Source organism: Flavobacterium nackdongense (assembly GCF_004355225.1).
GTDB classification, from domain to species: domain Bacteria; phylum Bacteroidota; class Bacteroidia; order Flavobacteriales; family Flavobacteriaceae; genus Flavobacterium; species Flavobacterium nackdongense.
Window position 1 is genome coordinate 1037358 of sequence record NZ_CP037933.1, and the last position, 19306, is coordinate 1056663.

A 19306-nucleotide genomic window follows, 5' to 3' on the forward strand; every position below is an offset into this window, starting at 1 on the left:
TTAAATTCGGTTTAATGCGTTGTTTAAATCCTCTTTTGTATTGATGTTTTTAAAAAAAGAGGTTGCAAAAATCTCATTGTTTTCAACCGGAATGGTCTTCAACTGGAAGCGCAACACCATTTCCTGCAATTTAATCACTTTTTGTTCCATAAGTTCCAACCAAATTGGCTCACAATCTTTGGCATAAATTCCAAATAAAGGTTCGATTCTAGCTTTATTTTCAAGCAAAACAATTTGTGATTCTTCGCTATTTTTAATTACAAATTCTATCGCTGCTGCAGTTACAAAAGGCATATCGCAACTCACCATAAAATTCAATTTCGTATCAGAATGATTCAAAGCTGTATAAATTCCGCCTGCCGGGCCACTATCTTTTATCAAATCTGGAATCACTTCGAATCCAAATTTTTCGTATTCAGGATTATTAGAAACAATAACTACTTTACTAAAAATAGGCTGCATTTGCTCGATGACATATTGAATCATTGGTTTTCCTTCAAAGAGCAGTAAGCCTTTATCGGTTCCCATTCGGGAGCTTTTGCCACCAGCCAGAATATAGCCGGTTATGTCTTTTAGATTGGTTTTCATCATCAGGTGAAAATTAATTTTATGGAAGCGAGCAGCAATACCATTGCCAATATTTTATTCAAAAAGGCATTTTTAAATCTATTGGCACCAAAATAAGAACCCGTAATTCCGCCTATTAATGCCAGGACCACCATCCATCCCATTTCGGTTGTAAATTCAAATCCTTTGGTCAGAAGTCCTGCAAAACCTGCAATTGAATTTACAAAAATGAACAAAGCCGAAACTGCAGCGGTTTTTTTCATATCTGCCCAGTGCATCAACAAAATAATGGGACTTAAAATAATCCCGCCGCCAATGCCTATCATTCCTGAAAACAATCCGATGATGGCCCCGATCAAAAGTGCTAAAAAGACATTTTGTTTCAGATCGAATTTGGCAGTTTTGAATGGAATCCCCAATAATCGCACTATCGAAAACAACAACAACACTGCTAATATTTTTTTGTACCAGCCCGCATCGACCGTAATCATTCCGCCAATAAAAGCGGCAGGAAAAGAAGCTAACGCAAAGGGCCAAAACAAATTCCACTTAAAAAAACCAGCACGATAATATTGAATAAACGCAATTAAGGAAACAAAAATATTGAGCAACAAAGCTGTTGGTTTCATCGTTTCTGGGGCAAAGGAAAATAAAGCCATTAAGGCCAAATAACCGCTTGCGCCACCGTGTCCCACCGAAGAGTAGAGAAAAGCAACGAGAACGAGTAACACATAAAATATAATTTCTAAATACATCCTTAAATAGTTTTGCAAATTTGTGTTTTAAATGCTTCGAAAGCGGCATTCAACTTGATGTAACAAGCGATCAATTCCTCACCTTCTTTTGTAACCACAGTGCCGCCACCACTGGAACCACCCGTATTTTTTACCACCAAAGGAGCGTCTGCAATGGCATTCATTTTTTTGATCATTTCCCAAGCGTGCCGATACGAGATTTTCATTTCAGTTGCCGCTGCTTTGATAGAACCCGTTTCCCTGATTTTTTCAAGCAATTCTTTTTTGCCCATTCCCATCAAATGGCCTTTGCTGTTTTCTATCGAAAGATGTCCTTTTATTATTAAATTTTTCATTTTAAAAATTTATCATTATTATATTTGAACTTGAATGTTATTAAAAAATTTAAACCACATAGAAAAAGTATCTTTATTTTATTGAAAGACGCTTTGCTTATACATAGCCTTCATAGCTATGAGTAAATAAAATGCCTATGACTTTAGCGAAGCGAACTGATAAAGTAAAATCTATGTTAATTATATTTACAAAAATCTATGTGGCTAAAAAAATTTACTTTAAAGACGCTTTATAAAATCATTCTCACATTAACCAAATCCCCTTTTTTGAAATTCTCACCTTCTTCACTAAATTCGATTAGGCAATCTGCCACAGCAAAAGAATTGAGTTTATAACTTTCTTGATTGTTCAAAACCATCACATTATTTTCTCCCATTTTTCCTTTTAAAAAGAACGTAAGACCTGCTTTTTTATTAAAATCTTCAGCCAATGGCAATGCCATTTTCTTAAAATATTCTTTGTGTGTAAAACTGCTGATCGCCTGAACCACATATTCATAAAAACAACTCATTACCGCCGCAGGATTTCCGGGTAAAGCAAATACAAGCGTTTGATTGTGACGTCCAAAATAAAAGGGTTTACCTGGTTTTTGTTTGATTTTATGAAATATTTTTTGAACCCCACATTTTCCTAACGAAGCGGGAACCAAATCATAATCGCCTACCGAAACACCACCTGTAAGAATCAGAATATCGGAACTCAATTGTTTCGAAATGGCTTTTTCAATTTCTTCTTCAACATCATCGACCACTTCAACCGAAACAGGGTTTATCCCTAATTGTTGTAAGGCAGCAATCAGACCAATGGAATTCGATTCGAAAATTTTACCTTCTGAAATTTCATCATTTGCCCCAGCAAGTTCTTTGCCGGTTACAATAATACTGACCGTTGGTTTCGAAAATACGTTTACTTTAGTAATACCAATTCCTGCTAAAAACGAAATCGCAACGGGTGTTACTAATTGTTGTTCTTGCAAGGCCATTTCTCCCTTTTTTGTTTGTGAACCTTGGGGGCGAACGTTCGTTCCCGAGACCAATGAAGCATCCAGAATTTGAATCGAATTTCCATCGCGATTGACTTTTTCCTGCATCACCACCGTATCTGTTCCCGGTGGAATTGGAGCTCCTGTATAAATTCGTACCGCTTGATTGGATTCTACTATTTTATCCGAATAATTCCCAGTTTGAATTTCGCCAATAACCGTCAATTTGCTTTTTTGATCCCAGTTTTCGAAGGAAAAAGCATAACCATCCATCGCCGACTGATCAAAGGGTGGCGTGTCTATTACTGCATAAATAGGTTCGGCCAAAATGCTCCCATTGGCTTCAAGCAGGCTCAAGGTTACTACTTTCGATGCACAGCAATTTTCGTCTATTAGCTGTTTGGCTTCTTTTACATTTATCATTTTTATATTTATTTTCGATATGCCAAAAAAGGAATAACGGTGTTCAAAAAAAAGGCTTATCCTCCTATGTTTATCATACTTCTGTTGTCAATTTTCGTGGCGTCAATTTTTTTATAATCGCCTTGAAATTGTCCGCCCAATGCTTCGGCTTTGCTTGCGACACATTGCTTTATGATTGGAACAATATCTTCTGAATTTCGGAGTGCGGTCAAAATATCGGCTTCGCCTTTAGAAAATAAACAATTCTTCATTTTACCATCGGCGGTGAGTCGCATTCGGTTACAATTGCCACAAAACGGAGCGCTCATTGTACTGATTACGGCAAAAGTGCCTTCGTGACCCAAGGGTTTGAATTTTTTGGCGGTTTCAGTTGCACCGTCTTTCATTCGGAGGAAACTGTATTTTGTTGCCGCAACATCTATAATTTCCTGATAACTAAACACTTTTTGGGTGTTCCATTGGTTTTTATCAAAAGGCATAAATTCGATAAACCGAACGTGAACAGGCTGTTTTTTCGTCCACTCGATAAAATCAAGGATTTCCGAATCGTTGAAATCTCGCATTACAACCGTATTTACTTTGACGTGAAACCCTTCATCTATGAGTTGCTGAATGTTGTTCCACACTTTTTCGAAAACATTGCGCTTGGTAATGGTAAAAAACTGCTCTTTATCAAGCGTATCAAGGCTTACATTAATCGATTTTATTCCTGCTTTTTTGAAAACGTCAATAAACTCATTGGTTCTTAGTCCGTTTGTAGTCAAAGTGAGTTCCACTGGAAATTTCGAAAGTGCCAAAACTATTTCAGCAAAGTCCTTTCTAACCAAAGGTTCACCACCAGTAAGGCGAATTTTGTTCACCCCCAATTTCACAAATTCCCGGGCGATAGCATCAATTTCATCGACCGTCATCAAACGAGATGAAGGCATAAAAGAGGTATTTTCGTCTGGAATGCAATACTGACATCTGAAATTACAAACATCGGTCAGCGAAATCCGCAGGTAATCGTGTGCTCTTCCAAAATTATCTTTCAACATATTCAATTATTTTGTTTCTTGGCAATGCATTGGGTTTAGCAGTATAGCAAGCCCATCTATTTGGAGTCAAATTTAAGGTATTATTTTTTCATTCATTCGACCTGCTTGCCATTTTTCAAAGAAATGCACTAAGTATTCTTGAAAAATCAAAAAAAACTAAAAATCAATCTATTTATTTCACAAATGATAATTTAACCAAAATTCAGATTACCATAAAAAAATAAAAAAGGCGATGATTTAAAATAAACCATCGCCTTTTAGTCCAACTATCAAAAAGCTATGTAAAAATAATTTGGGTTCTATCGCCGTCACATAATTCGTAAAATTCCCCAATGGTAATGATGTCTTTCACCTCATCCGAAAAATCGTCTTTAGTCAATTTGAACATATCCACGGCAAGTTTACAAGCATAAATCGAACCTCCACCAGCAGTAATCATTTCCAGAAATTCATCTACCGGAGGCATTCCCAATTCTTCCATTTGCTTTCTCATCATACTTGAAACCGCCGATTCTACGCCAGGCAATCCGCCAAGCATTGTTGGAAAAGGAATTCCTCCCGGCATTTTCATCGCGGGGTTACCTGTTGTGGCTGTATGCAAATGATTCATCGATTTTTTGGTAATTCCTTCAAGTCCAAAAAAGGTAAAAAACACATTAGTTTCTATTCCTTCCATAACAGCTCCGTTGGCCATAACTAGCGCTGCATACACATCTTCTAAATTACCTTTAGCACAAATAATACAAACTTTTTCTAAAGGTTTTTTTTCTTTAATTTCCATCTTTTGACAATTAAATTAGATACAACTTTTTGGCTTAGGGATTCCAGCCATTTTACTGGAGAATTTCAACGGCCCTTTAGGAAATAATTCATACAATTGCTTGATATCGACAATCCCACTTTTCCCAACACCTCTTATTGATAATGCCACTTCTTTTCGTTGCTGATCTTGCAAATAAGCGAGGACTTCAAAATGTTTATCGGTCAGCTCGTTGATTCCAACTTCTTTCCCAATTTCGATTGCAATGTCTTTATTCCATTGAGCTAAATCGGTTAAATAGCCTTCTTTGTCCACACTAACCGTTTGCCCTGCATATACTTTTTCCATCTTAAATTTATTTTATATTAAACATTATTTTTAGTCAAAATTCTTTCCTGCTTTGCTCATTTTTGGAGTTATGAATGGTAATTTTCTTGCTGGCAACAGCATATTCCAATAAACCCATCTGAACGCCAATTTGCCCCAATGATTCAATCGAGATTCTGTAAGCAGATTCAAGGGGCCAATCCCAGCAAAAGGAAACTTACCTGAGACGGGTTCGTATTCGTAATTAAAATCAATCAATAGCGCTTTTCCGTGACCTGTTTCAATAAAACAATTGGCGTGCCCGTCAAAATCGGGTTTCAATTCTTTTCCTTCGATATACAAAAGGATGTTTTCGGTTAAAATTTCAGCTTGAAAGTGAGCCACAGAACCCGCTTTGGAGGCAGGAACATTGGTGCAATCGCCCAAAGCAAAAATGTTTTCTTTCACTTTTGTTTGCAAGGTGTTTTTATCGGTCGGAACATAATTCATATCGTCGCCGATGCCGGATCTTGACATCAAATCATCTCCCATATTGGTCGGAATGGTCACTAACAAATCGAAAGGCACTTCTTCACCGCCGTAATCCACAATTTTTCCGTTTTCTCCATCAATATGTTCTACAGCAAAATCGGGTACAATTTTGATATTTTTGTCCTTTAATAAATACGTTAAAGCGGTGGTACATTTTTCTTTTGTAAATGCACCAGAAAGTGGAGTAACATAGGTGATATCCACTTTATCACGTATGCCTTTATTGATGAAAAATGTATCGGCAAGGAAAGCGAATTCTAAGGGAGCAACAGGACATTTTATGGGCATTTCAGTAATATGAATCACTAATTTTCCCCCTTTCCAATCTCTTAATTTGTCTCTCAAAGCCAAGGCTCCTTCGAAAGTATAAAAGTCAAAAATGGTTTTGTACCAATAATCACCTAACATTCCTTGCACTTCGCCGGGAGCGGTTTTTGTTCCGGTGGCAAGAATTAAAATATCGTAGGTTAATTTTGTACCATTTTCTAAAACAACCGTATCTGAGTCTTTATCAATAAAATCAATTTTTTCTCGAATCAATTTTACTCCCTTTGGAATAAATTCATCAATCGATTTTTTTACATCCTCAGGTTTATAGGTATCAAAAGGCAAAAACAAAAATCCTGGTTGGTAATAATGGGTTTTGTATTGGTCGACAATGGTAATTTCCCAATCTGATTTTTTTAATTTTTTAATGAGGTGACTTGCCATCATTGTTCCGGCTGTTCCTGCACCAAGTATGACTAACTTTTTCATATCTACTTTACTAATTTCATAGGTTAAAAGTAGTAGGAATAAAAAACAAGGATGGTAACAATAGTTACACAACTGCTTATTTTTTTAATTTATCTTCATTTTTATCAGAATTGTGCAAAAAGTGAATTCGCATCAACGAAAATCTTACGAATTATAAAAAGCCCTCTGTTTCCAAAAACAACAAAAAGCACTGATTTCTCAATGCTATTTTTACTTTCTAAAAAGAATTTTGTTTAAATCTGAGCCGTGGCTTTATTTCTAAAAAATAGAAACTGCATCATCATCGACATCACAATGGTCAGCATAGCTCCTATAAAGTTGAGCCACAAATAACCCAATTTTTCTTCGCCACTTGGGTAAATAAATATGGTGAAATAATAAATGACAAATATGGCAATTTGACTCAAAACGGCGCTGTAAAAAATAGCTTTGGCCTGAACGAATTTAATATAAAAACCGACCAAGAAAATACCCAAAACGGTACCATAAAATATAGAACCTACGATATTAACCAATTGAATCAAGTTTTCGAATAGCGTGCCAATACTTGCAAAAAGGATGGCAACAATTCCCCAAAATAAGGTGAAAAACTTGGTAACATTGACATAATGCGTTTCGTTCTTTTCTGCTTTGACATTGCGCTTGTAAATATCGATAGCTGTAGTCGAAGCCAAAGCATTCAAGCCAGAAGCAGTAGAGGACATCGCCGCCGAAATGATTACGGCTAGCAATAAACCAATCAATCCTTTGGGTAAATAATGCAGGATAAAATGAAAGAAAACATAATCTTTATCATTGGTCTCATTGCGGTCATCGGCTTTCTGAATGAGTTCTTTGGCGTGGTCTCTCAAATCTTTTTCTTTACTCGATAAGGCAACCAATTCCTTTCGCAGCGTCGGATTGTCATAATCCTGATTGAGCTGATCAATGTACAATAAGTTGATTACTTTTTTATCCTCGGATAAGGCTTCTAATTTTTTTTCTAGAACCTGATACTCCTCTTTATATTCAGACTTATCGATACTAATTTTATTATTGGGATTAAAATTCAAAGGCACTGGATTGAATTGAAAAAACACAAAAACCATCACTCCGGTAAGCAATATCAAGAATTGCATTGGTACTTTGAGCAAGCCGTTCATAATCAAACCCATTTGGCTTTCGCGGACGGATTTCCCAGACAAATAGCGTCCCACCTGGGATTGGTCGGTACCAAAATAGGCCAAAGCCAAGAAAAAACCGCCTGTAAGTCCGCTCCAAATCGTATATTTTTCTTCCGGATCAAATGAAAAATCAACGATATTCATTTTGTCATTTGCGCCAGCAATATGCAGGGCATTGCTAAACGTCATATCATTGGGTAAATAATACAAAATGAGAAGAAATGTGGTAAACATTCCCATCATTATCACAAACATTTGTTGCTTCTGAGTGACATTTACGGCTTTTGTACCTCCGGAAAAAGTATAAATTATGACCAAAACCCCAATTACTATGTTCATCAAGGTTAAATTCCAGCCTAGTAAAGCCGACAAAATGATTGATGGCGCATAAATGGTCAATCCGGTTCCTAATCCTCTTTGTACTAAGAACAGTATCGCCGCTAGTGAACGCGTTTTTAAATCGAAGCGTTTTTCGAGGTATTCATAAGCGGTATACACTTTATATTTGTGGTATAAGGGTATGAAAGTCAGGCAAATCACCACCATCGCAATAGGCAAACCAAAATAGAATTGTATGAAACCCATTCCGTCGTGGTAGGCCTGTCCGGGTGTGGACAAAAAAGTAATCGCACTGGCCTGCGTCGCCATAACCGAAAGTCCCACGGTATACCAAGGAGTTTCATTGTTGCCAAGAATATAATCTTCTACATTTTTACTCCCCTTCGTTTTCCAAACGCCATAAATCACAATGAAAAGCAGGGTTACTATTAATACAATCCAGTCGAATAGTTGCATAGGCTAAGAATAAAACTTCATTAATAAACAAAAAATCAAAATGTAAATCACATTGGCTACCAAAACCCAAGTGTAGCTTTTTTTCCAGGTTTTTACTTTTTTAGTTATCATAACAGAAGTATTAGGGTTTCACTTTTTGTGCAGGCAATTTCACATCATTCTGAATAGAAATTAGATTCGACAACAATTTGTAAGCTCCAGAAACGCCTTCGGGCAATTCTCTGAAAAAACTTAAACCCGTGTAAATATAATGTCCTTTTCCGTAAGGAGCGATTAATAGTGCTCCATTTTTAGGAGTTTCCCCTTTATCATTAGACGATAAAATGGGTGTAAATGCTTGATCGAATTCTCTCGGATAATACAAACCTTGCTCTTGTTTCCACCCTTCAAAATCTTTGGCAGTAATTTTATTTGGTGAACTCAAAACGGGATGATTGGGCGCCAAAAACCGAACTTCTGCGTTTTCCTGTGTCACACGATCGGAAGATATTTTCAAAGGAAATGGGGCAATATACTCTGTAACCAAATCATTTGGATTATTGTATTGCACTAGCATTATCTTTCCGCCTTTTACAAAATCAAAAAGAATAGTCTGCTTGTTTGCCAAGGCTTGAACGGTATTGTATGCCCGAATTCCTGTTATAACCATATCAAAGTTTGCCATTTTTTCAGGTGAAATTTCTTCGGGATTCAGCAGTGTTACTTTATACCCCATTTGGGTCAAACTGCTAGGAACCTCATCTCCTGCTCCCATAATGTAGGCAATTCTTTCGTTATTGGTTTTCAAATCCATACGGATAAATTTAGATTCCGCCGGCTTCAAAACTTGCTGCTTGGTGATATGATTGAAATCGATAATGATTTGCTCATTGTCAAAGACTTTTCCCTCTACAATGGCAACGCTTTTAGCAACCGCTTCCTCGGGAGCATTGGGCGGAGTCACTTCGAAATAATAGGTTTGCTCGGTTCCTTTTTTATCTAAAACAAAAGCAATATTGCGGGGTTGCACCGTCCAACTGTTGGGCAATTCGAGTTGTAAATCACCTTTGACTGCATCTTTTCCCGCCTTTACTTTTACAGCAATATATTTCTTTTTAGTATCTTTAAATAGCGAAACTTTATCCAGAATACTGGTGGTCACCTCCGGAACAATATCCAAATAATTGTACATTTCTCCTTTGACATCGTCATTGTATTTATAAACAACAGTTCGCTCGAAAGGAATTTCGATTCCGCTGATTTGAATATTAAAAACAACTTTAACTGTTCGAATTATATCGGGAATTCCAATGTTTTTGGGTTCGCTGACCGTGTACATCCCCACAGTTCCTTTGTCCTTCAACCAATACGGCTGCGTATAATCAATTGCAGCGGGTAACTGAACATCTAGTGTTGTTTTTTGCGAGATATTGAAATTTAAAGGCAAATTTTTAACTGTCGCTTTCTGTTCCGGCAAAGCGGTCACGCTCACAAATTGCATAGGGACCATACTCCTATTGATGGCTTCAATTGTTAGGTTCACTAGGCTTCCCTTGGTGACTTCTTGATTTTGTGCCACAGCCTCAAGATATAGCCCGGCACAAGCCGCGATAGTATTTTTGATTTCTTCTAATTTTATTGGTTTCCAATGATTTTCGTCCAAAGATTTAATCATCGTATAGGCTTTCGCCAAATCAGGAATGCTGGAAGATGGAGTATTAAAATCGAAGTCCGCGGCTATTTTTGATAAAAGTTCCCCAATAGGCTTCCCTCCTTTTATTCGATTCCAACTGGTATCGATTCCTTCAAAAATGGACGATTTGTTCTGCAAGGGACTTCCATTTATGAATTCTAAATATTCGGTTTCTTCACCCCGACTGCCGGTACTCCCGAATCCTTGTGATTGATGGCGACTGCGACTCAAAGCAGCAATTTCCTGATTGGATTTTCCTTTTGAGGCATAATAAACGCCCGTTTGTAAAGACAACATATTCGTTTTATCCGCCGCATTAAATTTTTCTTGACTGCCATAAAACCACCACGAAGTATTGAAAAACTGACGTTTGGGTTGCCAAGGTTGTACCCAACTCAGTTGCTCTGGAAAAATGCTAGCATCATTTGCCTTGTTAAAACATTCGAAACTCAATTTGGCTGAGGCAGAATGATGTCCGTGAGTATTACCAGAAGTACGATGATCAAAACGGTTGATAATCACATCGGGTTGGAATTTTCGAATGGCCCATACGATATCTGCTTGAACTCGTTCTTTGTCCCAAATTTCCAAAGTTTCTTCGGCATTTTTAGAAAAACCAAAATCGTTTGCTCGTGTAAAAAGTTGTTCTCCTCCGTCAATTTTTCGCGCTTCGATCAATTCTTGGGTTCGAATAACTCCCAGTAATTCCCGAAGTTGCGGGCCTATTAAATTTTGTCCTCCATCGCCTCGCGTCAATGATAAATAAGCGGTTCTCGCATTGGTTTCATTAGCTAAATAAGAAATTAATCGGGTATTTTCATCATCGGGATGAGCAGCAACATAAAGCACTGAACCTAAAAAATTCAATTTCTGAATTTGATGAAAAATTTCAACCGAAGTCGATTTTTGAGGTTGTTGCGCATTAGAAAATGGAAAGATAAAAATGGTTATAACAAGCGAATACAGTAGGTTTTTGAGCATTTTTCTTAATATTTTTTATTGGCTTTGATTTCAAATGTACTAATTAATCTGTAAACTCCTTTTCTTCGTCAGGATGTTTTAAAATTGTGATTCCAATTTGCAACATCAAATTATTTGGGTACACTATAATTTCCCCTTTTTGGGTTTTCAAATACACGTGGAAAGCGCCAATATCCTCAATTTCGGCTTCGATGGGAAAATCTTTGTCGTGAATGTAAATAGAGTCTCCAATTTTGAAAGGGAAAGAAAAGAATAAAATGATGCCCGATGTTATATTACTCAAAATCGACCATTGAGCAAACATCGCCACTCCAACCACGGTTGCCACGGAAGAAAACACGACAAAAATATCTTTGGTTTCAACGCCCCAAATGATAATTAAAGCAAATACTGCAAGGATATTCATTAATAAATGAATGTACTTGAGTACTAAACGGGTTCGTTTTTCGATAGTTTGACTTCGTTTGGCGAAGCTTCGCACCAATTTTGAAACGATTAATCGCGACAAAACAACAACGAAAAACAAAATTCCAGTTGCTATCACTTCCTTGGTGTAATCATTTAAAAATTCCATAACGCAAATTTTTAGGCTAATGTAGTTAAATATTCATACACTTTATCCGTGGGCATTCCCATCACATTGGCGTAGGAACCTTCGATTTTTGAAACCGCTACAAAACCAATCCATTCCTGAATGCCATAAGCACCTGCTTTGTCAAAAGGCTTGTAATTTTCAATATAATATTTAATGGCTTCATCGCTCAATTTGTTGAAAGTAACTCGGGTTACTTCACTCAAAACTTTCGACTCGAATTTGGTTTTAAAACAAACCGAAGTGATGACTTCGTGCGTCGCATTCGACAAGGATTTTAGAATTTCAAAAGCATCTTGCGCATCTTTTGGTTTGCCTAAAGCCTTGTTATTGTGCCAAACAATGGTGTCGCTGGTAATCAGAATTTCGTTATCGTTCAACTCTCCTTCGAAAGCGCTGGCTTTAAGTTCAGCCAAATAATTGGTAATTTCTTCCGCTTTCAATTCCGGTGGAAAAATTTCTTCGATTTCTTTCAACCTGATCTCGAAATCAAGGTCTAAATCTTTGAAAAATTGTTGGCGTCTGGGCGAACCTGAAGCTAAAATGAGTTTGTATTTTTGTAATTTAATTTTAAGCATTGTACCTAATGTTTAAGTTGATAACCACAATCGAAAGGATTCCGAAAAACAAAATCCATTTTAGAATAGTGCTCAAATGGTGAAAATCTCCGCTTGTCGATGCCGACCAAAGTTTTATCGAAAAATAAAGTAGCGGTGCCAAAATAAAAACCAATCCGTATAAAGTTGCAAAAAATAATCCCGAAGCAAACAGGTTGGTATTGATGTAATTCGCGATTAATAGTATGGGAATTAAACTCAATACAAAAACTAGTTTAGTTGTTTTTACCTTTCCAAAAGCGATAGGTAAAGTATTCATTCCCTGATTAGAATCACCTTCCATATCTTGCAAATCTTTAACTATTTCGCGAATACAATTGAGGATAAAAGCAAAAATAGCATAGTCCAAAAGAATACCAAAAAGCAAACTCATTAAGGGCCTATTTTCTTCCTTTGTAATGGGAAACAAATCAAATATTCCAATGATAATTACACTAAACGAAAGTAACAAAGCCACGATGAAATTGCCAATGAGCAAACTTTGTTTCAAGCTCGTAGCATAAAAATAAAGCGTTGCTGCAATAATAATGAAAATAGAAGCAAAATTGGGCTTGTCGATAACATTCGACAAATAAAACCCTACCGCCACACCGAGAACGGTAAAACCAATATACCAATTATAAGCCTTTGTTTCTGAAATCGATTTGCCTACGACTACACTTTCAGGCTTGTTTTCGGAATCAGTTTGTACATCCAAAATATTGTTGATAATGTAACCGCCTGCAGCGATTGATACTGTTGCCAAAACCAACAAACCAAATTGCCAATGGTTCAAAGCCAACGGAATATTTTGCAATTTCAGAAAACCGTATCGAAATATGAGCTGCATCAAAGCGAGCATCAAAAGATTTTGGTAACGAATGAGCTTTAGGTAGTTCATTTTAGATTGGAGATTGCATTTAGATGCTTTAGATTCTTTAAATTTTTTAGATATTTTAAATTTTTTAGATTTTTTAGATTTTTCACTTCTTCAGTAAATATTGAATCACAGTTTCGGCAGCATACAAACCAAATAGGCCCGGCATATAACTATTAGTACCATAAAAAGATTTCTTGAAATTGGAACCGTCGGTCATTTTCAGACTGCTTTGATCTTGAATTTCTGATGAAAAAACAACTTTCAATTTGTCTATTTTTTCTTTCTTTAGTCTGCGGCGAATGGTTTTGGCAAACATACAATTGATGGTATTGCTAATATCAGCCACTTTAACTTTGGCCGCTTCCATCTTTCCTCCTGCTCCCATACTGCTAATGATTTTAACTCTTTTGCGTTTGGCGGCAATGATCAAATTCAACTTTGGAGTAACGCTATCGATGCAATCTAGTACATAATCGTATTCGTTAGAAACAATCTCGAAGGCTCTTTCCGGTGATAAAAATTCCCGAATTCTGGTCAATTGCAATTCAGGATTGATGTCCATTAATCGGTCGCCTACGATGGTTACTTTCGGCGCTCCGACGGTCGAATGCAAGGCTGGCAATTGTCGATTGATGTTGGTAATATCGACAATATCACCATCCACGATGGTCATTTTCCCAACACCAGCTCTCGCCAAAAATTCTGCTGCAAAAGAGCCCACACCGCCCAATCCTACGACCAAAATATTGGAGTTTTTTAATTTGTCTAATCCTTCTGCTTTAAATAAGAGCTCAGCTCTTTCTGTCCATTCTGCCATTTCTGTTTAGGGTTTGTGGTTTATTGTTTTTGGTTTGTGACATTCAAAAACTGTTTTATAATTTTTATTCACAATCTCTTGTAATTCACTTAATTCTAATCCTTTATATTTTGCAGCCAAAGCATAAACAGCTCGAATTCCTTCTTCGACCATATCGGTTTCCAACAAGAATCTATAGTTTGGAATGCTGACAAAAACCGATTCCAATTCGAGATTTCGCAATAAGTTTTTTCCAAAAGAAAGATAAAACCCATTGTCTATTAATTGCTTGACTAATTCTATTTTCTTTGAGAATCCGTGAACCACCATTGGAACACTAATCTTCAATCTTTTTTTGATTTCGATGAGTTCCTGAAAAGCGGCAACACAATGAATCACGACTGGTTTTTGGTGTTTTTCGGCCAAAGCCAATTGCCTTTCGAAAACAGATAGCTGCACTTTAAACGGAGTTTCGCTTCTTTTATCTAATCCACATTCGCCAAGAGCCAAACATTCTGTTAAAGCTAGTTTTTCGTCCACAATTTTAAAATCACTTTCCAATCGGTTTTCGTCAATGTACAAAGGATGAATTCCGATGGAATAAAACGGAATCGCACCATCAAATTCTTGTGGATATTGATTCACCAATTCCAATACATCGGGTTGATTGGTGAATTGATGTGTATGTAGATTGAAGTATTTCATTAGTCGTGAAATTTCTTAACTCCTGCTTTAATTTCGATTTTCAAATCGTTTTCTAATGGCACTTTAGGACAGGAATATTTGTGATTATAAGCACATAGCGGATTGTACGAGGTATTAAAATCAATAGCAATTGTGTCAGTTGTTGGCGTTTTCAAATCGATATATTTCCCTCCGATATAACTTTCTTTTCCGGAAGTCAAATCAGAAAAAGGCAGGAACAAATAGTCTTTGTATTCCTCTTTTTTGGATAATTCAATGTTTTGATAAATATTCAATTGAAATGGTTTTCCGTCAATCACAAAATGCGCTTCACCATATTTTACATACATTGGCTTCCTGTCTGTGGAAGTTTTCATTTCGAACGGTTTTTCATCTTCAGTTCTGATAAATTTTGCCGTCACAAAGAACTTTTCGTTGATGGGATAAAAATCCAAACTCTTGAATATTGCCAAATCTTCTGCTGTCAATGGACTTGTCTTGGCATCGGCAAATTCCGTATTCAATTCTTTTTGAAATTTTTCGACAGCTGCGACCTCAAATTTTTCTTGGCCAAAACCAAAATTGAATAATGCTAAAAAAAGGAATGTTAGGATTGTTCTCATCATTTTTATTTTGAGCAAAAATAGTTTAAAAGTTAGAAAGCTACAACGTTTATATTTTGGGAAGAATGATTTCTGTTATGCGAATCCTAGCCCAGAGTACTTCACCTAGCTTTTATTTTAATTGGAGTTCAGTGAACTTCGTTTGCAGTGGAAATCCTTTTATTTTTTTCCTTTAAAAAAATAAAAGATTGCAACGAATAGCTGGAAAAAGCTCCTAAAAATCTTTGTAGCTTTGCAAACAAGAAATTTCCCTATGCTTAGAACTGGACTTCGTAGTTACATCAATAATTTTAAAGGCTTTAGACGTGAAGTATGGATTCTGGCGCTCATTACTTTTATCAATCGAGCGGGAACGATGGTTTTGCCTTTTTTATCCAAATATTTAAAGGAAAATCTACATTTTACATACGGTGAAGTGGGATGGATTATGGTGGCTTTTGGTTTAGGTTCTATGCTGGGTTCGTGGCTTGGGGGCAAATTGACGGATAAAATTGGGTTTTATAAGATTATGATTTTCAGTCTTTTTACCAGTGGAATCCTGTTTTTTATTCTGCAATACATCACAAGTTTTTGGGGATTGTGCGCGGGAATGTTTGCCATTATGACCATTGCCGATATGTTTCGTCCCGCAATGTTTGTTTCACTTAGCGTATATGCAAAACCTGAAAATAGGGTTCGCGCCTTGACTTTGGTTCGTCTGGCTGTCAATCTTGGTTTTGCTGCCGGCCCCACTTTAGGCGGTTTGATTATTTTAGGAATGGGCTATCAAGGTTTGTTTTGGGTCGATGGTAGTTCGTGTATAATTGCCATTCTGATTTTTGCTTTGACGGTCAAAGAGAAAAAAAGAATTCCGCTTGCCATTGGGGAAAAACCCGCGATTATCAAACCAAAATCGGTTTATCGCGATGGACCATTTTGGTTATTATTGTTTATCATTTTTATCATTGCCATGGTGTTTTTTCAAATTTTCACCACGCTCCCATTGTATCATAACGAAAAATTTGGCTTGACCGAGTTCCAAACCGGAATGCTTCTTTCTCTGAATGGATTACTGGTTTTTCTGCTAGAAATGCCTATTGTGAGCCGAATCGAAAGAGAAAAAATCAATAAAATTAAAATGATTTCCTATGGTGCTTGGTGTTTAGCTTTAGGATATTATATTTTGTTATTAGACTCTTGGGCCGTTATCTTGGTCATTAGTATTGTATTACTCACCCTGGCAGAAATATTTGCCTTTCCGTTTTCGAATGCCGTTGCCTTAAACCGTGCTCCAAAAGGACAGGAAGGCCAATATATGGGGTTGTACACAATGAGTTTTAGCCTGGCGCACATCGCTTGTTCCAAAACCGGATTGGATATCATCGCTCATTTTGGATATCAAACCAATTGGGTTGTGATGGGAACTTTGGGAATGTTGGCCGCCATTTGCTGTATTTGGCTGAATCGAATGCTGATAGCAGAGAAAAGAATAGCAGCATAAATTATTTTTAACCCCGAGTTCGCTTACTATTTTATAACCACATAGATTATTGAAATATATAATTTACAAAGTTTTTCATAGGCATTTTATTTACGCATAGCTATGACCCGAGTCCCTATAATTATCGGGACGAACGGACGAAGTAATTCTATGATAAGCAAAGCACCTTTTTATTAGAAAATAATATTTTTACTATGTGGTTTAAACTTTTTGATATTAATCGAATTTAGATTTAAAACTTAAAATTTAGTTAAATAACTATAAAAATAGTTTTCTAACTATAAATATAGTTGTATGTTTGTTCTCAGAATGACAAAAACGATACAACTATGCAAAAACTGACCAATAAAGAAGAGGAAATCATGCAAATTTTATGGAAGCTCGAAAAAGCTTTTGTAAAAGAAGTACTGGCAGAAATCACTGAAGAGCAACCTCATTACAATACCCTTTCGACCATTATCAGAAACCTGGAAGAAAAAGGTTTTGTGTCACACAATGCCTTTGGAAACACGCACCAATACTTCCCTATCGTGAAAATGGAAGATTACAGAAAGCGATTTATGAACACGGCAATCGATACTTATTTTAATAGTTCCTATAAAAATATGGTATCGTTTTTTGCCAAAGAAGAAAAGATTTCAGCGGAAGAATTACGCGAGATTTTAGCGATGATAGAAAAAAAGCAATAGTATGGAAACGCTATTCATTTACCTCGTCAAATCCAGTGGATTAATAGGAATGTTTTATGTTTCCTATTATATTTTGTTGCGAAAGGAAACTTTTTTCAACAGCAATCGTTGGTTTTTATTGGCAGGATTAATCAGCTCGGTAGTATTGCCTGCGGTTGTTTTTACAAAAATAGTTTGGGTTGACCCAAGTCCGAACACTTTCGACTGGTCGAAAATTCCAGTTACCAATTCAATAGAAGAGGAAACTTTCGAAATCAATTGGTATTTAATTTCTGCAGTTGTTTATTCGATTGGGATTCTGGGTTTCTTATTGAAATTTGCCTTTGATTTTCGCAGTTTATCCAAAGTTTTAAAAGGCAAAACCATTCAGCGGCAAGCCGATTTTAAGTTTATTGACGTTAGCGAAAACATCGCTCCTTTTTCCTATTTCAATTCTATCGTGTATAACTCATCACTATACAGCGACACGGAATTGGAAAACATTTTGGAACACGAAAAAGTTCACAGTGCACAAAATCACACGATTGACGTTTTGATTTCTAGTTTTTTTTGTGTAATATTTTGGTTCAACCCGCTAGTGTGGTTGTATAAAAAAGCTATCGTTCAAAACCTGGAATTCATCGCCGACAGCGAAGCTTCCAAAAGCATATCCGACAAAAAAGCCTATCAACTGACGCTTCTAAAAATTACGACACAGGAAAATTGTGTTGTCCTTACCAATCATTTTTATCAATCATTAATCAAAAAACGAATCGTTATGTTAAACAAAAATCAATCAAACAAAAGGAATTATTGGAAGTATTTATTTATCATTCCATTACTAGGTGCATTTGTATTCTTATTTCAGATTAAAGTCATTGCGCAAAAAAAAGAGTCATCAAAACAAGAAATTACCAATAAAGAAATACCCTTTTATATTGTTATTGATAAAAATAGGTCCGAAAAAGAAATCAAAGAATCTTCATCGGTCGCAAAATCAAATTACAATGTGGTTTTGAAATTTTCGAAAATAAAGAGAAATTCGAATGGAGAAATCACAGCAATTAAAGTTACCTATACAGGCAAAGAAGGGCTTTCTGGAGCTACTGAAATAAAAGGGACGAAACCAATTAAAAGTTTTGCATTTTTCGTAGACGGTGATAAAATGGGTTTTTTAGAATTGGATAATTCTAAAATCAACGGAAAAGTGATCGTTTCAAAGTATCCTATAACTGATTTAACTGTTAATACTGCAACTGCTGTACAATCAGTTAAGATAACAGACAAAGACATTTACATTGACGGTGTAAAAGCGACCAATGCCGCATTTTCAGAATTAGATCCAAATGCTATTGACAAAGTAGAAGTCAATACCTTTGAAAATAATGTTAAGATAACTACGAAGAAAATCAATATATTGGCGGATAATTTTGAAACCAAAACAATATCAAAAGAAAAACCACTCATTATTCTTAACGGCATAAGAACCCTATCAACTTTAGAAGATTTGAACAAATTAGATCCAAATTTAATACAAAGTATGAATGTATTAAAAGGACAAAAAGCGATAGACAAGTATGGTAAAAGTGGCGAAAACGGAGTTCTTGAAATTATCACCAAAGAAAATACTGATGGTTTAGAAATGTCTCCATCCAAAGCTAAAAAAGAATCAGAACTAGACAAAGGTGAAATAGAAAACACAGGAAACGAAACTGTTTTTTCAAAAGAGCGATGGCTCGAAATGTATAAAACACTATTGAAAGCAAGATTTAGTGTAGAAAGAATGAAAGTCAAAAATGAACAAGCAAAAGTGGAACTTGAAAAAGCAAAACAATCACTGAAATCTAAATTATTCTCATAATAAAAATAGAAAAGACTACTGAATTCAGTGGTCTTTTCTAT

General features: G+C 36.2%; 19 protein-coding genes. 3 read left to right on the forward strand and 16 right to left on the reverse strand.

The window, feature by feature from the left end:
- The 16 genes from E1750_RS04075 to E1750_RS04150 all read right to left on the reverse strand — a co-directional run bounded on the left by E1750_RS04075 (position 1) and on the right by E1750_RS04150 (position 15256).
- Positions 1-591: a molybdenum cofactor guanylyltransferase gene (locus tag E1750_RS04075; RefSeq protein ID WP_133275544.1), complete on the reverse strand. Its 591-nt coding sequence runs from the start codon at positions 589-591 to the stop codon at positions 1-3.
- On the reverse strand, positions 591-1322 hold the full coding sequence (locus E1750_RS04080; RefSeq protein ID WP_133275545.1) for a sulfite exporter TauE/SafE family protein: 732 nt from the start codon (positions 1320-1322) through the stop codon (positions 591-593). The genes E1750_RS04075 and E1750_RS04080 overlap by 1 nt, the downstream gene beginning before the upstream one ends.
- 2 nt (positions 1323-1324) lie before the next feature.
- Positions 1325-1657 (reverse strand): winged helix-turn-helix domain-containing protein, encoded by a 333-nt coding sequence (locus tag E1750_RS04085; RefSeq protein WP_227873957.1) that lies wholly within the window; start codon positions 1655-1657, stop codon positions 1325-1327.
- A gap of 230 nt (positions 1658-1887) precedes the next feature.
- Positions 1888-3063, reverse strand: a complete 1176-nt coding sequence (locus E1750_RS04090; RefSeq protein WP_133275546.1) for a molybdopterin molybdotransferase MoeA — start codon at positions 3061-3063, stop codon at positions 1888-1890.
- A 56-nt stretch (positions 3064-3119) separates the two neighbouring features.
- Entirely contained in the window at positions 3120-4100 is a 981-nt protein-coding gene (gene moaA, locus E1750_RS04095; protein WP_133275547.1) for a GTP 3',8-cyclase MoaA, read from the reverse strand.
- A gap of 277 nt (positions 4101-4377) precedes the next feature.
- A complete protein-coding gene (locus E1750_RS04100; protein WP_133275548.1) occupies positions 4378-4881 on the reverse strand; it encodes a DsrE/DsrF/DrsH-like family protein in 504 nt (167 codons plus the stop codon).
- A 15-nt stretch (positions 4882-4896) separates the two neighbouring features.
- Complete coding sequence (locus E1750_RS04105) at positions 4897-5208, reverse strand: TusE/DsrC/DsvC family sulfur relay protein (protein WP_133275549.1); 312 nt, start codon at positions 5206-5208, stop codon at positions 4897-4899.
- A 30-nt stretch (positions 5209-5238) separates the two neighbouring features.
- The gene (gene sqr, locus E1750_RS04110; RefSeq protein WP_133275550.1) at positions 5239-6474 is read right to left on the reverse strand and encodes a type III sulfide quinone reductase, selenoprotein subtype; all 1236 of its coding nucleotides are present in this window, start codon (positions 6472-6474) and stop codon (positions 5239-5241) included.
- A gap of 233 nt (positions 6475-6707) precedes the next feature.
- Positions 6708-8432: a sodium:solute symporter gene (locus tag E1750_RS04115; protein ID WP_133275551.1), complete on the reverse strand. Its 1725-nt coding sequence runs from the start codon at positions 8430-8432 to the stop codon at positions 6708-6710.
- A gap of 121 nt (positions 8433-8553) precedes the next feature.
- The gene (locus tag E1750_RS04120) at positions 8554-11085 is read right to left on the reverse strand and encodes a PIG-L family deacetylase (protein WP_133275552.1); all 2532 of its coding nucleotides are present in this window, start codon (positions 11083-11085) and stop codon (positions 8554-8556) included.
- A 43-nt stretch (positions 11086-11128) separates the two neighbouring features.
- Positions 11129-11659, reverse strand: a complete 531-nt coding sequence (locus E1750_RS04125; RefSeq protein WP_133275553.1) for a mechanosensitive ion channel domain-containing protein — start codon at positions 11657-11659, stop codon at positions 11129-11131.
- Between the two features lie 11 nt (positions 11660-11670).
- The gene (locus E1750_RS04130) at positions 11671-12255 is read right to left on the reverse strand and encodes a Maf-like protein (RefSeq protein ID WP_133275554.1); all 585 of its coding nucleotides are present in this window, start codon (positions 12253-12255) and stop codon (positions 11671-11673) included.
- On the reverse strand, positions 12248-13174 hold the full coding sequence (locus tag E1750_RS04135) for a geranylgeranylglycerol-phosphate geranylgeranyltransferase (RefSeq protein ID WP_133275555.1): 927 nt from the start codon (positions 13172-13174) through the stop codon (positions 12248-12250). The genes E1750_RS04130 and E1750_RS04135 overlap by 8 nt, the downstream gene beginning before the upstream one ends.
- A gap of 82 nt (positions 13175-13256) precedes the next feature.
- On the reverse strand, positions 13257-13970 hold the full coding sequence (locus E1750_RS04140; RefSeq protein ID WP_133275556.1) for a tRNA threonylcarbamoyladenosine dehydratase: 714 nt from the start codon (positions 13968-13970) through the stop codon (positions 13257-13259).
- A 6-nt stretch (positions 13971-13976) separates the two neighbouring features.
- Positions 13977-14654, reverse strand: a complete 678-nt coding sequence (locus tag E1750_RS04145) for a TatD family hydrolase (RefSeq protein ID WP_133275557.1) — start codon at positions 14652-14654, stop codon at positions 13977-13979.
- Positions 14654-15256: a DUF1684 domain-containing protein gene (locus E1750_RS04150; RefSeq protein WP_133278074.1), complete on the reverse strand. Its 603-nt coding sequence runs from the start codon at positions 15254-15256 to the stop codon at positions 14654-14656. Before E1750_RS04150 ends, E1750_RS04145 begins: the two co-directional genes overlap by 1 nt.
- A gap of 253 nt (positions 15257-15509) precedes the next feature.
- Here E1750_RS04150 and E1750_RS04155 point away from each other — a divergent pair, with 253 nt between their 5' ends.
- The 3 genes from E1750_RS04155 (at position 15510) to E1750_RS04165 (ending at position 19265) form a co-directional block, all read left to right on the forward strand.
- Complete coding sequence (locus E1750_RS04155) at positions 15510-16736, forward strand: MDR family MFS transporter (protein ID WP_133275558.1); 1227 nt, start codon at positions 15510-15512, stop codon at positions 16734-16736.
- A 329-nt stretch (positions 16737-17065) separates the two neighbouring features.
- Positions 17066-17425 carry a BlaI/MecI/CopY family transcriptional regulator gene (locus E1750_RS04160; RefSeq protein ID WP_133275559.1) on the forward strand — a complete coding sequence of 120 codons (360 nt, stop codon included), beginning with the start codon at positions 17066-17068 and terminating at the stop codon, positions 17423-17425.
- A gap of 1 nt (position 17426) precedes the next feature.
- A complete protein-coding gene (locus E1750_RS04165) occupies positions 17427-19265 on the forward strand; it encodes a M56 family metallopeptidase (RefSeq protein ID WP_133275560.1) in 1839 nt (612 codons plus the stop codon).
- The last annotated feature ends 41 nt before the right edge of the window (positions 19266-19306 follow it).

What these genes read in the sequence shown, in the direction of transcription:
- E1750_RS04150 (WP_133278074.1), bottom strand. Translation starts at nt 15,256, where the DNA reads ATGAGAACAATCCTAACATTCCTTTTTTTAGCATTATTCAATTTTGGT.
- E1750_RS04130 (WP_133275554.1), bottom strand. Translation starts at nt 12,255, where the DNA reads ATGCTTAAAATTAAATTACAAAAATACAAACTCATTTTAGCTTCAGGT.
- sqr (WP_133275550.1), bottom strand. Translation starts at nt 6,474, where the DNA reads ATGAAAAAGTTAGTCATACTTGGTGCAGGAACAGCCGGAACAATGATG.
- E1750_RS04080 (WP_133275545.1), bottom strand. Translation starts at nt 1,322, where the DNA reads ATGTATTTAGAAATTATATTTTATGTGTTACTCGTTCTCGTTGCTTTT.
- E1750_RS04160 (WP_133275559.1), top strand. Translation starts at nt 17,066, where the DNA reads ATGCAAAAACTGACCAATAAAGAAGAGGAAATCATGCAAATTTTATGG.
- E1750_RS04090 (WP_133275546.1), bottom strand. Translation starts at nt 3,063, where the DNA reads ATGATAAATGTAAAAGAAGCCAAACAGCTAATAGACGAAAATTGCTGT.
- E1750_RS04135 (WP_133275555.1), bottom strand. Translation starts at nt 13,174, where the DNA reads ATGAACTACCTAAAGCTCATTCGTTACCAAAATCTTTTGATGCTCGCT.
- moaA (WP_133275547.1), bottom strand. Translation starts at nt 4,100, where the DNA reads ATGTTGAAAGATAATTTTGGAAGAGCACACGATTACCTGCGGATTTCG.
- E1750_RS04085 (WP_227873957.1), bottom strand. Translation starts at nt 1,657, where the DNA reads ATGAAAAATTTAATAATAAAAGGACATCTTTCGATAGAAAACAGCAAA.
- E1750_RS04100 (WP_133275548.1), bottom strand. Translation starts at nt 4,881, where the DNA reads ATGGAAATTAAAGAAAAAAAACCTTTAGAAAAAGTTTGTATTATTTGT.
- E1750_RS04120 (WP_133275552.1), bottom strand. Translation starts at nt 11,085, where the DNA reads ATGCTCAAAAACCTACTGTATTCGCTTGTTATAACCATTTTTATCTTT.
- E1750_RS04165 (WP_133275560.1), top strand. Translation starts at nt 17,427, where the DNA reads ATGGAAACGCTATTCATTTACCTCGTCAAATCCAGTGGATTAATAGGA.
- E1750_RS04075 (WP_133275544.1), bottom strand. Translation starts at nt 591, where the DNA reads ATGATGAAAACCAATCTAAAAGACATAACCGGCTATATTCTGGCTGGT.
- E1750_RS04125 (WP_133275553.1), bottom strand. Translation starts at nt 11,659, where the DNA reads ATGGAATTTTTAAATGATTACACCAAGGAAGTGATAGCAACTGGAATT.
- E1750_RS04140 (WP_133275556.1), bottom strand. Translation starts at nt 13,970, where the DNA reads ATGGCAGAATGGACAGAAAGAGCTGAGCTCTTATTTAAAGCAGAAGGA.
- E1750_RS04155 (WP_133275558.1), top strand. Translation starts at nt 15,510, where the DNA reads ATGCTTAGAACTGGACTTCGTAGTTACATCAATAATTTTAAAGGCTTT.
- E1750_RS04115 (WP_133275551.1), bottom strand. Translation starts at nt 8,432, where the DNA reads ATGCAACTATTCGACTGGATTGTATTAATAGTAACCCTGCTTTTCATT.
- E1750_RS04145 (WP_133275557.1), bottom strand. Translation starts at nt 14,654, where the DNA reads ATGAAATACTTCAATCTACATACACATCAATTCACCAATCAACCCGAT.
- E1750_RS04105 (WP_133275549.1), bottom strand. Translation starts at nt 5,208, where the DNA reads ATGGAAAAAGTATATGCAGGGCAAACGGTTAGTGTGGACAAAGAAGGC.